Source organism: Acinetobacter sp. S4397-1 (genome assembly GCF_024129285.1).
GTDB classification, from domain to species: domain Bacteria; phylum Pseudomonadota; class Gammaproteobacteria; order Pseudomonadales; family Moraxellaceae; genus Acinetobacter; species Acinetobacter lwoffii_C.
On sequence record NZ_JAMXXZ010000001.1, the window covers coordinates 35,794 to 50,455 of the forward strand.

The following is a 14,662-nucleotide window of genomic DNA, read 5'->3' on the forward strand; positions in this document are numbered from 1 at the left end:
TTTTGCTATTCGGGTAAACTAGCACCCATTTTATGGACTTCAATTTGGAAGAATTAATTTGATTATTCGGCGTTATCTGGTCAAGCAAGTAGTATCGACCTCTTTGGTGGTAATTGCCTTATTGACCCTCATTATGATGGGGGGACGACTGATCAAGTATTTTGGTGTAGCTGCTCAGGGCCGTCTGGATGCAGGCATCCTGTTTAGCATCATTGGCTATCGCTTACCAGAATTCTTAACCCTGATTCTTCCCTTGGGGTTCTTTATCGGCCTGATTCTGGTCTTTGGGCGTCTTTACGTCGATCATGAAATGGCAGTATTGAATGGCAGCGGCATCAGCCGGCATCAGCTGGCGCGTTTACTGATTCCGCTCACACTGGTCTATGTGATGGCACAGGGCTTTTTAATGTTATGGGCTTCGCCTTGGGGAATTCGCCAGTTTGAGGCCTTAACCACCAGTCAGGCGGTACGTACCGGCTTTGATCTGGTGCGACCCAAAGAGTTTATATCTTCGGGGCCTTATACCATCTATGCTGGGGATTTATCGGAAGACCGGAAAAACTTAAAAGATATTTTTTTCTATCAGCATGCGGAAAAAGAAGGCAAGCCGGATGTCATGATTCTGGCCCAGGAAGCGACCCGAATAGAAATACCCAATGATTCTGCGAATGTGGTCGATCTGGTGCAGGGGCGCCGTTATGAAATCTACCCGGGGACTCCGCAATATACACATGCCGAATTTGCCAGCTATCGTCTGCGGATTGAAAATGATAAAGAGGCAGAACTGGCCAGTGATGAAGTCGAGGCTTTACCAACATCGCAGTTGTGGCAGAAGCGTGATGATCCGGTCGTGGTCAGCGAACTCGGCTGGCGGATTTTTGTTCCATTTGCGATGGTGATTGCATTGATTCTGGCGGTGGGTCTGTCTGAGGTCAGTCCGCGTCAGGGGCGTTATCTCAAACTCTTTCCGGCACTGATGATTTTTGCCAGTCTGATTGTAGCCCTGATGGCGGTCAAAACCCGGATCAGTAAAAATGAAATGGGCATCGCAGCTTATCCTCTGATTCTACTGGCCTATGCGGTGGGTGGGGCACTGTTCTCGCGTAAGCAGAAGCTGGCTCCTAAAATTAAGAAACAGATTCAGCGAGTGAGGTCTTAACAATGTTCGCACGTCGTATAGTGGCCAAACATGTGACCTATACCACCGCTATGGCCATGCTAGGAGCCACCGCAGTACTTTCCGGTTTACAGGTTCTGTTTACCTATCTGGGTGAGCTGGGTTCCTTAAAAGAAGGGTATGGAGCCAAGGAGGCTCTGTATTATGTCTTATGGGGTGCACCGAATTATCTTTATGAAATTCTGCCAATTTCAGCCCTGATTGGAGCGGTACTGGGCCTGGGGACATTAGCATCCAATAGTGAACTGATTGTGATGCGCGCCGCCGGCGTCAGCCTGTGGCGAATCGTGGGCTGGGTCATGCGTTCAGCACTTTTGCTGGTGATTCTGTCTTTTGCCTTAAGTGAGTGGGTGATTCCGTATACCAACGAACAGGCCAAAATGGTCAAAAATTCCCAGAAAGCAGCACAGCTGGGAGAAGTCCGCGGCTACTGGACCCGCGAAGGCCAGCGTTTTATCTATATTAATTATGCCAACTCGCAAGGCCAGCTCAGCAATGTGCAGATGCTGGATTTCGATGAAAACTATCGTTTGCGCGGAACCCTGCATGCCAGCACCGGCCGTTTTATACAAGATGGCGCCTGGGAGCTGAAAAATACCGAGCAGATGGACATTCTCGCGAATGGCAATGCGACACTGGTTAACAATGCTGAACAGTCATTGGCCTTGGCATTACAGCCGAAATATGTGCATATGGTGACAATTGACCCTGAAGATCTGGCACCCAGCCAGCTGGTAAGCTTTATGAGTTATATGCATGAATATAGTCAGGTGCCCAAGACGTATCAGCTGGCATTCTGGCAAAAACTGGGTTCACCGTTTGCCCTGATTGCCTTGGTGGTGATTGCCTGTTCCTTTATCTTCGGGCCGCTACGCCAGCAATCCATGGGTTTCCGTCTGGTGATTGCCTTGTTTGCCGGTCTCGGCTTTTTCTATCTACAGGACTTTCTGGGTTATGCCAGTCTGGTCTATGCACCATCTCCGGCATGGTTTGTCTTTATTCCTATTCTGATCATGTTTGGAATCGGCGGCTATCTCCTGCATCGGGCACGCTAAGACGCAGGAAAATAGAACGAATCAATTGTAACAAGCGGCTTGAACCATCTCCAGTCATGGCCTCTTTTTACAAAATTCTGTAAACTATGGCGATTAATTCGTAGGCGAAAAGAGTATTTCATTATGGCGGATGCAACTGCTGGCAAAATCCCTCACGTTTTGGTGATTATGGATGGTGTGGGTCATCGCGAAGCGGTCGAAGACAATGCGTTTTTAGCAGCTAAACGACCAAATCTAACTGCTATACAGGACAAGCATCCGCATGGTTTGATCTCCGGTTCTGGTGAAGACGTAGGTCTGCCGGATGGCCAGATGGGTAACTCTGAAGTCGGTCATATGAATCTGGGTGCTGGCCGGGTGCTGTATCAGGACTTTACCCGTATTACCAAAGATATCCGGACAGGCGCTTTCTTTGAGCATGAAGTACTGGTCGATGCCGTGGAAAAGGCCAAAGCAAGCCAGGGTGCGGTGCATATTCTGGGCCTGTTGTCTGAAGGTGGGGTGCATTCTCATGAAGATCATATCGTCGCGATGGCTGAGCTGGCACTGAAACGTGGTGCCCAAGTCTATTTGCATGCCTTTCTGGATGGCCGTGATACGCCACCAAAGAGCGCGCAGCCTTCTTTGGAAAAACTTGATGCACTGTTTGCTCAATATCCGGGCCAAGGCCGTATCGTCAGCCTGATCGGTCGTTATTTTGCCATGGATCGTGACAACCGCTGGGATCGAGTCGAGCAGGCTTATCGTTTGCTGACCGAAGGTGAAGCGGTGCGTACTGCTACGACTGCCGTCGAAGGTCTAGAACTTGCCTATGCCGCAGAGGAATCGGATGAGTTCGTCAAGGCTACACGTATTGGTGACAGCGTGAAAATTCAGGATGGTGACAGCGTGGTGTTTATGAACTTCCGTGCGGACCGTGCCCGTGAATTAACACGTGCCTTTGTCGAAAAAGATTTTGCCGGTTTTGAGCGTCAAGTGCTGCCAAGCCTGTCAAAATTCGTGATGCTGACCCGTTATCAGGCCACCATTGATGCACCGGTTGCCTATATGCCAGAAGCGCTGGTGAATTCAATCGGTGAGTATTTATCAAATCTGGGAAAAACCCAGTTGCGTATTGCTGAAACTGAAAAATATGCCCATGTGACGTTCTTCTTTAGCGGTGGCCGTGAGGATGAATATCCGGGTGAAAAACGTATCCTGATTCCATCACCCAACGTAGCGACTTATGACCTAAAACCAGAAATGAGCGCTTATGAAGTGACTGATGAACTGGTCGCAGCCATTCACTCCGGTGAATATGATTTACTGGTGGTGAACTATGCAAATGGTGACATGGTAGGCCATACGGGTGTATTTGATGCAGCCGTTAAAGCGGTTGAAGCCGTAGATACTTGTCTGGGGCGTGTGTATGCCGCTGTTATGGCGAAAAATGGCCATATGATCATCACGGCAGACCATGGTAATGTAGAGCAAATGCAGGATTATCACAGTGGTCAGGTACATACCCAGCATACCACTGAGCTGGTTCCGTTTATCTATGTCGGTCCAAGCTCTGCAACGATTATTGAAGGCGGCGTACTGGCAGATGTGGCGCCGACCTTACTCAACCTGATGCAGCTTCCGGTTCCGGCTGAAATGCAGGGGCGTAACCTGATTGAGCTGCATGCATAATTTTTAGTCTATATACAGGGATAAGAATGATTAAAACACGGGGCAAGTCTGTAATTCTCGCATGCTTCTTAATGTGTTGGAGTCATTCCGTCTGGAGTGCCGGCCCGCAAGAGCCGCCGGCATTTGACGATATGGAAATGGGCCATCAGACTTATGCGGAAACTCCGGTAGCCTCCATTCAAGAATTTGTACAAATCTATGGCATTGTCAAAGATAATTATATTGAAGACAAAAATGATGATGCCCTGTTTCAGCAAGCTATTCAGGGTCTGGTCAGTGGTCTGGACCGCTATTCACGTTATTTATCTCCCGAAGATTACCAACAGCTGCGCCAGTACACCGAAGGTGATTTAGCCAGTATCGATTTTGATCTGGAATTTAATTCCCAGCTCAAGCAATGGGTAGTACACGGCCTTAGGCCAGATGCAGATTCTGCCAAACAGGGCCTGCGTAATGGTGTCACCGTCTACAAGATTGATGATCAGGCCTTAAGCAGCCTGAACCGTGAACAGGTACGGCAATTGCTGAGCGGTGCAATTGGATCTACCTTGAGCATCCAGCTATCGGCACAAAGTCCGGTCATCAGGCTGGTCCGCAATATCAAGGTAGATACAGAAATCAAATCCAGTCTGCATCATAATCAGGTGCTGGTCTTGCAAGTGAAGGTATTCCAGCAGGATACCGCGAATGAAATCCAGCGGATTATTGAAAGCTATCCGGCAAGCCGTCTAAAAGCCGTCCTGTTTGATCTGCGCAATAATCCAGGTGGCCTGCTTTCAGCCGCAGTAGAATCAGCAGACCTGTTTCTTAATCAAGGCATTATTGTCTCGACCAAAAGCCGTTCGGAAGGAAATCAGCAGTTTCAGGCCTTACCAAGCTTTGAATTTCAGAATCTGAAAGTTGGTATTCTGATTAATAACCGCTCTGCTTCTGCCGCAGAAGTTTTTACCGCAGCCCTAAAAGAACACGGCCGTGCCTGGGTGGTGGGTGAGAAAAGCTATGGCAAAGGGGTGGTACAAAAGCTGTTTCCACTTAGTAATGGTGCGGCCTTGCAAATGACCGTCTCCCAATACTTCAGCCCGAGCGGCCGGATGATTGAAGGGCTGGGTATCCAGCCGCATCTGACTTATCCGCTTGGTCCCGAAGTACGTGAGGAGAGCTATCTGGATCATGTCGCAGACCTGCTGCTCCTGCAAAAATAATTAGTCCTCTTCCTCGATATCCAGTCCGAATTTTTTCAGGCGGTAACGCAGAGAGCGGAAGGACATGCCCAGTTTTTTTGCAGCCAAGGTGCGGTTCCAGTGGGTCAGGTTCAGTGCGTTCAGCAGAACTTCTTTTTCGATTTTCTCTAAATATAATTCCAGACCTTCTTCAGGCAGCTTTCTGGGAATAATAATCTGATCTGAAGAAGCAAGTTCAGCATGGCTTGTCGACTCTTGCAGGACAGGCGCTGTATGGCGCAGAGGAGCGCTTTGCAGGTGTTGCAGATCAATCCTGTCCTCATCACTTAAGGTAATGGCCCGTTCGATAATATTGCGTAATTCACGCACATTCCCTGGATAATACTGGCCCAGTAAAAACTCTTTGCTGCGCCCAGAAAGTGGTTTCACCGGAATATCCCATTCCTGGCAAATTTTCTGGATAAAGTGCTCAGCCAAAATCAGAATATCCTGACCGCGTTCACGTAGCGGCGGCAGGACCAGATCCATGACATGAATCCGGAAATACAGGTCCTGACGGAATTTGCCTTGTTGTACCAGAGCATCCAGATCCTGATGGCTGGCGCTGATTACCCGAAAATCGACATCAATTTCAGTATCTGAACCTAAGGGGCGAATACGTTTTTCCTGAACGGCGCGTAGCAGTTTGACCTGCATGCTCAAAGGTAATTCGGCGATTTCATCCAGAAACAGACTGCCACCATGCGCAGACTGGATCAGTCCTTGCTTGTCCTGGGTGGCACCGGTAAAGCTGCCTTTTTTGTGTCCGAACAGCTCACTTTCCATCAGTTCAGTTGGAATCGCACCACAGTTAATGGCGATAAAAGGCCCTTCACTGCGATTACTGAGGCGATGCACCAGATTTGCAATTACTTCCTTGCCGGTACCGGATTCTCCTGTAATAAAAACCGGCGCCTGAGAACGAGCAATTTTCTTTAAAGTGACACGTAGCTGCTGAATGGGCAGAGACTGGCCAATCAGTAGCTTATATTCTAGTGAATCATTGGCATTATGTTGATCATAATCCACTGGTTTATTAAGTGCTTTTTGTAGTAACTGTTCCAGATGCTTCTGGTTGATCGGCTTGCTGACAAAGTCAAAAGCGCCTGCTTTGAGGGCCGCAATGGCGATTTCCATATTGCCATAGGCGGTCAGTACAGCCACAGGCAGATCAGGGCAGCGCTGATGAATCCAGTGCAATAATTCCAGGCCATTGCCATCCGGTAGATTCAGATCAGTCAGACAGGCATCATACTGGTGATCAGTAAGGCGCTGTTTAGCATCCTCCAGCCGGTGAGCAATATGTGTACGTATTCCCATGCGCATCAAGGACATCTGCATGAGGGTACAGAGATCCTCTTCGTCATCCACCAATAAGACCAGTGGTTGTTGTTCCACAATTTTCCCCTTTCAATATATTCACGGTATCATTCGTTGGCAGCTAATGCGAAAGCATGCGCCTTGTTCTTGTTGTATATAATTTAATTGTGCCTGATTTGCTTCACAAAAACTATGTGATAAATACAGTCCCAGTCCGGTACCGTTAATTGCGGTGCTATAAAAAGGCTTGAATAACTTCGCCTGATCCGGTACATCGACACCGGTGCCAAAGTCCCGGATATCAATCCATACTTTATGCTGATAAGGATGAATATTCAATTGAATATGGTCGGCATCGGCAGCATTGTGCCGGATGGCATTACGGATCAGGTTAATCAGAATCTGACGGAATTGGGCTTCATCAAACTGAATATAAAGAGACGTATCGCTATTCAACTGAATCTGATCAGCCACATCGGCTAAATCTTCCTGAAGAAACAGTGGAATGAATTCATTCAGATGAATCATGACAGGATGCGTTTCCCTGTTTTTCACCATGCTCAAGGTGTCCTGAATAATCCGGTCAATCCGATTGGCCTGCCGGCTGATCATCTGGTTCAGGAGATGCTGCTGTTCTTTTTCTGAATCCTGATAGAGGTCATTGGCCTGTACAATGGCAGCCAGAGGGTTCCGGATTTCATGCGCGATACTGGCCGAAAGTTGTCCCAGCGCAGCAAGCTTTAATTGCTGCACCTTTTGATTTAACTTTTGCGCATCCTGTAAAACTAGCAGGATCAAAGTCTGATGCGGAACGATCAGTTTTTGTACCTGTACATGAATGTTATAGCGACTTTGCTGGGACTCGAACTGAAACTGTTCCCCATTTTCCAGATTCTCAAAGTGAACCAACTCAAACAGGTCATATTGTGAATGATAGAGTGAAAATCGTTCTTGGCTATAGGCAGGCTCTATGCCGAGCAGATGACAGGCAGCTGGATTGCTCAGCACCACATGATAATTTTCATCCAGAACTAGATAACCGGTTTCAATCTGCTCGAGAATATAGCGGTTAATATTCTGTAACTGGTACAATTCAAGAGATTGGGAAAAACTCAGATTCTCCAGAATTTGAAAGCGGCGGACCGCGATCTGGCCACTGCCATAGACCACAAAAAACAGGAAAGCGAGTAATGCACTATTCCCGATATTGGTTAAGGAAGAAAAAGCAAAAATGCTGCCAATAAAATGCTGATAAATCACACTAATTACAGCAATAAGTGTGATAACTAAGGCCTTATGAGCATCCAGTAGCAGCGAAGCTGAAAAGATGGCAATGACAAACAATAGCCCGATATGCAGATTCGGACCATTGGTGGCCAGGGTTAATAGGCTGAGTACACTAACATCAGTAAAAAAGATCAGAATAAACTGGGCTTGAATCCAGCGCCGGACAAATTTGAGCGTGAACAGCTGAACCGCGTTCACCGCCACCCAGATCCCCAGCGCATAATAATAGAGCTGTGGATACTGATAGTCGGCTGTCAGGTTCGGATAGGTCAGCAGAAAAATCAGCAGCAGACCGGTACTGATAATCAGACGATAAGCACCATACCAGAGCCCCAGATGATATTGATTGAGCTGTGAATAGTGAGAAGGTTCCATATGGACCGACTTTTAAAACTAGGGCTTGATCAGGCCATAGCGCATGGCTAAGTGGGTCAGTTTGACATCACTGTCAATATTGAGCTTTTCAAAAATACGGTAACGGTAAGTATTGACAGTTTTAACGCTGACAAAGAGTTTATCGGCAATTTCCTGGGCGCTAATACAATTGACCACCATCATCGCCACCTGCATTTCCCGCTCAGAGAGCGCATCAAAAGGCGATTGCTGGGTATCTGACAGATATGAGCTGGCCAGCTGCTCGGCAATATCGGCACTGAAATATTTACCGCCCTGCATTACCTTGTTGATGGCACGAACCATTTCCAGTACAGGAGCACCTTTGGTGATGTAGCCTTTGGCCCCGGCTTTAAGTAACAGGGAAGGATAAGGTTCTTCTGCCAGACCACTGACAGCCAGTACTTTGGTGTCAGGTGCAGTTTGCAGCAAACGACGTGTGGTTTCTACCCCACCAATCCCGGGCATATTCACATCCAGCAGAACGACATTAGGATGATGTTGACGGACCAGCGTAATTGCTTCTTCACCTGATTCAGCTTGTCCAATGACTTGGACATCCGCATGGTCTTCCAGCATTCTGCAAATCCCAGTACGTACTAATTCATGATCGTCCACAACCAACACTGTGATCACCTAGTCTCTCCCTCTGTTAAAAAACTCATTTTTTTGTTACATAAAGCAAAATAAGCTTGCAATGAAACTACAAAATTAGCAATCCTATTTGCAAGATTAAATCTGAAACTTATCACATAGTGTCCAGAACAAAAAATGTTCTGCATTGTGTTCAAATGTAAGGCATATTAGAGGTAATACGCAAATCAATCTTACCTCTGGTTAGTTGAGTGAAGAAATAGTGAAGAAAATAAACAAGTCTTTGATGCAGGTATTGGGACTTTCTACGTTGCTCAGCATAAGTTCGATAAGCTTTGCTGAAATCATTATGCGTTCCGGTACGGCAGAGGGCGGAGCCAGTAGTATCAGCTGGTCTTCAGATGAAGTAAACCAGCTGCTGAATGACGACTTTAGTGTGGCTGCAGAAGAGCCTAGCCCGGCAGGCTCAGCGACCATCACCACTACCTTGCGTCATGGGGGAAGTGTTCAGCCGGCTGCAAAAAGTCCTCGGATTCTGGATACCAATCATAATATTAGCCAGCCTAGCGTGAATGCGCGTGCGGCCTTGGTCATGGATGCTCAAACCGGAGAGGTGCTTTATAGTAAAAACACCAATACGGCTCTTCCAATTGCTTCGATTACCAAGCTGATGACTGCTGTGGTGATTTCAGATGCGCGTTTGAATATGTCTGAACAAATTACCTTGCAGCAAGCTGACTTTTCCTGTTCAGGCTGTAAAAGCTCCAGCTCGTCTTTAAGAGCAGGGGACAGCATGAACCGCGCCGAAGCTTTGCTATTTGCCTTGATGAAGTCCGAGAATCCGGCTGCGGCAGCTTTGGCACGTACCTATCCGGGTGGTCGTAGTGCATTTGTTGCGGCAATGAACAGCAAGGCCAAAGAATTGGGCATGTACTCAACCCGCTTTTTAGAATCCACCGGCTTGCATCCTGGAAATATTGCCTCTGCGCGTGACCTCGGCATTCTGGTGAATACCGCTTCACAATATGGACTGATCCGTCAGTTCTCGACTACACCAAGCTATGATTTCAATCTGGGTTATCGCGTCTTGAAGTCAAACAATACCAATGCGCTGGTGCGTAATGGTGGCTGGAATATCAATATTTCCAAAACCGGCTTCATTAATGAAGCAGGACGCTGTGTGGTGATGCATACCACTTTGAACAACCGTCCGGTTGCAGTGGTCCTGTTGGGTGCAAACAGCTCCCAGGCACGTACCAATGATGCTACCCGTCTGATGACCTGGGTGAGCAGTTTACCAAAACGGATCTAAAGCTTGGCTATTTCTGAAGCTCGAACCTGTGATAAGTTAAACCTCAGATTAAATGATCCAGCAATAAAAAACCCTGCACATGCAGGGTTTTTTATTTATTTTATTTAATTACATATTAGACAGAATCGAATCACGAACCTGGTCTAATGTAGCATCGATCGACAGCATCACCGCATCAGCACACTGCTTGATTGCGGTATCTGGGTCTTTCAGGCCATTACCAGTCACTGTGCAGACAATCACAGAACCTTCAGCAATTTTACCTGCCTTGATGTCACGGATTGCACCACCAATAGACGCAGCAGAAGCAGGCTCTACAAATACGCCTTCATACATAGAAAGTAAACGCTGGGCTTCAAGAATTTCTACATCTTCCAGTTCGTCGAACCAGCCCTGAGAATCACGTACGACTGCTTTGGCATGGTTCCAGCTTTGTGGATTACCGATACGGATTGCTGTTGCAACCGTTTCAGGATCAGCAACAGGTGCACCACGCAGGAATGGAGCTGCGCCAGAAGCCTGGTAGCCTACCATAGTTGGCAAGCCTGCCGGTTTTGGACCTGTAAACTGATCCGTTTCAGCATCATAAATCACTTGCTCAAACTGATCTGCAGGCTGGTTGGCAACGGCTTCGGTATAGCCCATCCAGTGCGCGGTAATATTACCCGCATTACCGACTGGCAGGCAGTGGTAGTCAGGTGCACGGCCCAGTTCATCGACAATTTCATAAGCAATGGTTTTCTGGCCCTGTAAACGGTACGGGTTAATCGAGTTAACGATGGTTACTGGGGCTTTATCGGCAATTTCTTTGACCAGACGCATACCGTCATCGAAGTTACCGCGGATTTGCATGGTAATCGCACCATACATCATGGCTTGCGCCATTTTACCCATGGCAATTTTGCCTTCCGGGATTAATACAAAGGCTTTCATGCCAGCACGGGCTGCATAAGCAGCAGCGGCAGCAGAGGTATTCCCCGTAGAAGCACAAATAATGGCTTTTGAACCTTCTTCAGCAGCTTTTGTGACTGCCATGGTCATACCACGGTCTTTAAATGAACCAGTCGGGTTTAAGCCCTCGTACTTCACATAAATTTCAACATTTTTGCCAATAATGCGTGGAATATTCTCAAGCTTAATCAGTGGCGTATTACCTTCACCCAAAGAAATGGCTTTAGTAGTTGCAGACACTGGTAAGCGGTCGCGATAGCGGTCAACTAAACCAGTATAACGATTGGCATTCGACATGATGATGTTCCAATTGTGTGTAGAGCTTGGCGAGAGGAGAGGCTCCTCCCAACCCGATTAGTTATCCAACGATTCTAAACGAATTCGTACGATTTCGCCATGAATAGCAGGAAGCGCTTGAATTTGTTTTAAGGCGTCATCCATTTTTGCTTCCTTGACTGGATCAGTCAGGATCACGATTGGAATCAGGTCTTTTAAGCGTGACTGTTGCAAGATGGCATCAATACTGATTCCAGCACGACTTAAAATCGTGGTGACATCAGCCAGTACACCCATCTGGTCTTCGGCATTGATCCGGATGTAATAGCCAGTGGTCATTTCTTCACGGCTTAAAATCGGCAGATCGGTCAGATTTTCAAAAGCCAGTTGCGGAATGGTACCCGCACCATCTTCGGTATAGGAAATATCCCGTACAATATCAACAACGTCTGCGATCACCGCAGATGCAGTTGGGCCTGCGCCCGCACCAGCACCATAATATAGCGTTGGGCCTACTGCATTGGCATGTACCAGTACCGCATTCTTCACGCCATTGACATTGGCCAGCAGTTCTTCTTTTGGAATCAGGGTTGGATGTACACGCAGCTCAACCCCTGCTTCTGTACGACGTGCAATCCCGAGGTGTTTAATACGAAAGCCCAGGTCTTCAGCATACTTGACGTCTTGCGCCGTGATTTTGCTGATTCCTTCAGTAAAAACCTTGTCAAACTGGAGCGGAATACCAAATGCACATGAAGCAAGAATTGTCAGTTTATGTGCCGCATCAATCCCTTCTACGTCAAAGGTCGGATCAGCTTCAGCATAACCGAGTTCTTGTGCTTCTTTAAGTACGTCGGCAAAGGCACGACCTTTTTCCCGCATTTCACTTAAAATGAAGTTGCCTGTACCGTTAATAATACCTGCTAACCAGTCAATTTTATTGGCTGCCAGACCTTCACGAATCACTTTGATAATCGGAATGCCACCAGCAACCGCAGCCTCATAGGCAATTTGTACGGCATTGTCTTCAGCTGCTTTAAAGAGTTCATTTCCATGTTCAGCCAAGAGGGCTTTGTTGGCTGTGACAATATGCTTGCCATGTTTCATGGCTTCCATGATGACTTCATAGGCAGGGTGGATACCGCCCATGACTTCCACCACCACATCGACATCAGCTTGACGGACAATGTCCAGCAAATCAGCACTCTGCTTGACTGATTCAGGCAAGTCCAGGTCAGTACGTGGGCGACGCGTACCGACATGGGTAATTTGAATTTCACGACCGGTGCGACGTTTAATCTCAGCAGCATTTTCTTTTAATAGTTTAAGGGCACCACCACCCACAGTACCAAGACCGAGGATTGCCAGACGAACTGGTTTCACGTCACACTCCAAATATAAACAGTTTTTACGACTCTAGATCATAGCTAAAAAAAACGCCTGACTCTAGGGTCATTCCAGAATATCTTTATCTATAAAATAAAGTAAAATAACTCATGATAATTAGTTATTTAAGCCGCTTTAATAACTCGGATGTACTCATATAGCCCCCGAGATAAACCCCTTCAGCACTGTATACGCCCGGTGTACCATTGACGCCCATATTCAGACCCATCTGATATTGGTCTTTCACAGGGTTCTGACAGGATGCCGATGGAATCTGTCCGCCTGCAATGGCTTGATCAAAAGCGGCATGACGGTCTTTGCTACACCAGATGGCTTCCATGGCTGGCATATGCTGCTCTCCACGTGGCCAGGCAATATAACGCACCTCAATGCCTTTGCTGTTCATTTCATCCATCTGCTCATGGAATTTATGACAATACGGGCAGCTGACATCGGTAAATACATAAATCACGTGCTTGGTTTTGGTCTTGGCAGGATAGACCAGCAGATCTTTGGTTTCCAGTTCGGCCAGGATTTTTTGATTGACGCCGGCTTGCAGGTTTTCACTGACATTGTAGAGCTGCTTGCTTCCAAGACGGATGACATCGCCCTGAATCAGGTATTTGCCGTCATTTGTTACATATACTGGTGCCATCCCTTCCAGACTGACCCAGGACAGATTAGGAACTTCAGTGGCTTTAATATCTGTGATCTTGGCACTGATACCTGCGGTTTTAAAATGCTTTTCAAGCGTTGAAAGCAGACGCTGCTGTGCATTACGCTCACTCAGGGTAGAGGCTTCGCCCGTCGCTGGTGCACTTGCGGTCAGATTGTCCTGCTTTTTTTGTTCATTGTCGGAATTGGAACATGCACTGAGTCCTAAACCGCTAGCAAGTACACATGCGATAAAAAGTTTGGTACGGGCAAATGTCATAAATAACCCTTTTTTTCTTGGTCTAAAAACAGAGCAGTAGCATAACAAAAAAAGACCAGAACACGTCAAACTTCTTGGTTTTTCTGTTTACAGCTGTGTCTAGGCCCGTGGATGGTGAGTGGCATGCAATTGCTGCATACGGATCTGCGCGACATGGGTATAAATCTGGGTAGTAGACAAGTCGCTATGCCCCAGCAGCATTTGCACCACCCGCAAGTCTGCACCATGATTGAGTAAGTGGGTGGCAAAGGCATGGCGCAACGTATGCGGCGATAGCTCAGCCTGAATTCCGGCCTGCAAAGCATAGCGCTTAATTGCATACCAGAAGTTTTGCCGGCTCATGATCCCGCCATGCTGGGTCAGAAACAGGTAATCAGTAGCCGTCTTATAGAGTTGCGGACGGGCATCTTGCAGATAGGTCTCGACCCATTCACAGGCCACTTGTCCCATCGGCACTAGACGCTCTTTATTGCCTTTGCCGACAATACGTAAATAGCCCTGTTTCAGGTTAATCAGCTCGAGACGCAGGTTAATCAGTTCGGTGACCCGTAAACCGCAAGCATACAAAACCTCAAACATGGCCCGATCGCGCAGACCTAAAGCAGTATTGGTATCGGGGGCATGAATTAAGGCTTCAACATCGGCTTCGGATAGATCTTGGGGCAAGGCTCGACCTAATTTAGGGGTTTTATGGCCAGCAACCGGATTATCACTTCTGAGTTTCTGTTCACGTAGAAATTTATAAAAAGAACGCAAGGCAGATAAGCAGCGCGCAATCGAACGCGGACTTTTTTGCTGTTTGGTGAGTGCCACCAGAACCTCGGAAATATCGTCATGTGTCCATTCTGGTAAAGGTTTGGCGAGACAGTCGGCACACTGTAGCAGATCGGACAGGTAGGCATTACGCGTATGTGGACTGACGGTCTGCGCAATCAGATAATCCCGGAAACCTTGTAAAAAGCTATATTGATCAGGAATCTGCACAGGCGCAGGAATACGGGGTTTTTTATTCAGCATGATGGCGAGGGTCGTAGTTTAAACTTTGATAATTCTGACGCTTATGCTGCACTGTAGTTTAATTTTACT

At 47.3% G+C, this 14,662-nt stretch carries 12 protein-coding genes; 5 read left to right on the forward strand and 7 right to left on the reverse strand.

Annotated features, from left to right (window positions below; translation table 11 throughout):
• The first annotated feature begins 58 nt into the window (after positions 1 to 58).
• The 4 genes from lptF to NI467_RS00185 all read left to right on the forward strand — a co-directional run bounded on the left by lptF (position 59) and on the right by NI467_RS00185 (position 5,105).
• Positions 59 to 1,159: an LPS export ABC transporter permease LptF gene (gene lptF, locus NI467_RS00170; protein WP_253150236.1), complete on the forward strand. Its 1,101-nt coding sequence runs from the start codon at positions 59 to 61 to the stop codon at positions 1,157 to 1,159.
• Positions 1,160 to 1,161: 2 nt separating this feature from the next.
• A complete protein-coding gene (gene lptG / locus NI467_RS00175) occupies positions 1,162 to 2,232 on the forward strand; it encodes an LPS export ABC transporter permease LptG (protein ID WP_151204057.1) in 1,071 nt (356 codons plus the stop codon).
• A 123-nt stretch (positions 2,233 to 2,355) separates the two neighbouring features.
• Positions 2,356 to 3,903 carry a 2,3-bisphosphoglycerate-independent phosphoglycerate mutase gene (gene gpmI, locus NI467_RS00180; RefSeq protein ID WP_151204056.1) on the forward strand — a complete coding sequence of 516 codons (1,548 nt, stop codon included), beginning with the start codon at positions 2,356 to 2,358 and terminating at the stop codon, positions 3,901 to 3,903.
• A gap of 26 nt (positions 3,904 to 3,929) precedes the next feature.
• Positions 3,930 to 5,105, forward strand: coding sequence for a S41 family peptidase (locus NI467_RS00185; RefSeq protein ID WP_253150238.1), 1,176 nt, complete (start codon positions 3,930 to 3,932; stop codon positions 5,103 to 5,105).
• Here NI467_RS00185 and NI467_RS00190 read toward each other — a convergent pair whose 3' ends face one another.
• Genes NI467_RS00190 through NI467_RS00200 form a run of 3 tightly spaced genes read right to left on the reverse strand, consistent with a single transcriptional unit; the run spans position 5,106 to position 8,759 of the window.
• Entirely contained in the window at positions 5,106 to 6,524 is a 1,419-nt protein-coding gene (locus NI467_RS00190; protein ID WP_374982187.1) for a sigma-54-dependent transcriptional regulator, read from the reverse strand.
• Positions 6,525 to 6,542: 18 nt separating this feature from the next.
• Positions 6,543 to 8,105, reverse strand: a complete 1,563-nt coding sequence (locus NI467_RS00195) for a PAS domain-containing sensor histidine kinase (protein WP_253150240.1) — start codon at positions 8,103 to 8,105, stop codon at positions 6,543 to 6,545.
• Between the two features lie 18 nt (positions 8,106 to 8,123).
• Complete coding sequence (locus NI467_RS00200; protein WP_151204052.1) at positions 8,124 to 8,759, reverse strand: response regulator; 636 nt, start codon at positions 8,757 to 8,759, stop codon at positions 8,124 to 8,126.
• A gap of 220 nt (positions 8,760 to 8,979) precedes the next feature.
• Between NI467_RS00200 and NI467_RS00205 the strand changes: the two genes are divergently transcribed.
• A complete protein-coding gene (locus NI467_RS00205; protein ID WP_253150242.1) occupies positions 8,980 to 10,029 on the forward strand; it encodes a serine hydrolase in 1,050 nt (349 codons plus the stop codon).
• Positions 10,030 to 10,137: 108 nt separating this feature from the next.
• Here NI467_RS00205 and thrC read toward each other — a convergent pair whose 3' ends face one another.
• From thrC to xerD, 4 genes are all read right to left on the reverse strand, one after another.
• Positions 10,138 to 11,277: a threonine synthase gene (thrC, locus tag NI467_RS00210; RefSeq protein ID WP_253150243.1), complete on the reverse strand. Its 1,140-nt coding sequence runs from the start codon at positions 11,275 to 11,277 to the stop codon at positions 10,138 to 10,140.
• Positions 11,278 to 11,334: 57 nt separating this feature from the next.
• The gene (locus NI467_RS00215) at positions 11,335 to 12,639 is read right to left on the reverse strand and encodes a homoserine dehydrogenase (protein ID WP_174660382.1); all 1,305 of its coding nucleotides are present in this window, start codon (positions 12,637 to 12,639) and stop codon (positions 11,335 to 11,337) included.
• Positions 12,640 to 12,763: 124 nt separating this feature from the next.
• Positions 12,764 to 13,576 carry a DsbC family protein gene (locus tag NI467_RS00220; RefSeq protein ID WP_174660381.1) on the reverse strand — a complete coding sequence of 271 codons (813 nt, stop codon included), beginning with the start codon at positions 13,574 to 13,576 and terminating at the stop codon, positions 12,764 to 12,766.
• Positions 13,577 to 13,675: 99 nt separating this feature from the next.
• Positions 13,676 to 14,593: a site-specific tyrosine recombinase XerD gene (xerD, locus tag NI467_RS00225; RefSeq protein WP_253150245.1), complete on the reverse strand. Its 918-nt coding sequence runs from the start codon at positions 14,591 to 14,593 to the stop codon at positions 13,676 to 13,678.
• Between the last annotated feature and the right edge of the window lie 69 nt (positions 14,594 to 14,662).

Bases quoted from the DNA above. Each gene is read 5' to 3' on its own strand.
- lptG (WP_151204057.1), top strand. From the start codon at position 1,162: ATGTTCGCACGTCGTATAGTGGCCAAACATGTGACCTATACCACCGCT.
- gpmI (WP_151204056.1), top strand. From the start codon at position 2,356: ATGGCGGATGCAACTGCTGGCAAAATCCCTCACGTTTTGGTGATTATG.
- NI467_RS00185 (WP_253150238.1), top strand. From the start codon at position 3,930: ATGATTAAAACACGGGGCAAGTCTGTAATTCTCGCATGCTTCTTAATG.
- NI467_RS00195 (WP_253150240.1), bottom strand. From the start codon at position 8,105: ATGGAACCTTCTCACTATTCACAGCTCAATCAATATCATCTGGGGCTC.
- thrC (WP_253150243.1), bottom strand. From the start codon at position 11,277: ATGTCGAATGCCAATCGTTATACTGGTTTAGTTGACCGCTATCGCGAC.
- NI467_RS00220 (WP_174660381.1), bottom strand. From the start codon at position 13,576: ATGACATTTGCCCGTACCAAACTTTTTATCGCATGTGTACTTGCTAGC.
- xerD (WP_253150245.1), bottom strand. From the start codon at position 14,593: ATGCTGAATAAAAAACCCCGTATTCCTGCGCCTGTGCAGATTCCTGAT.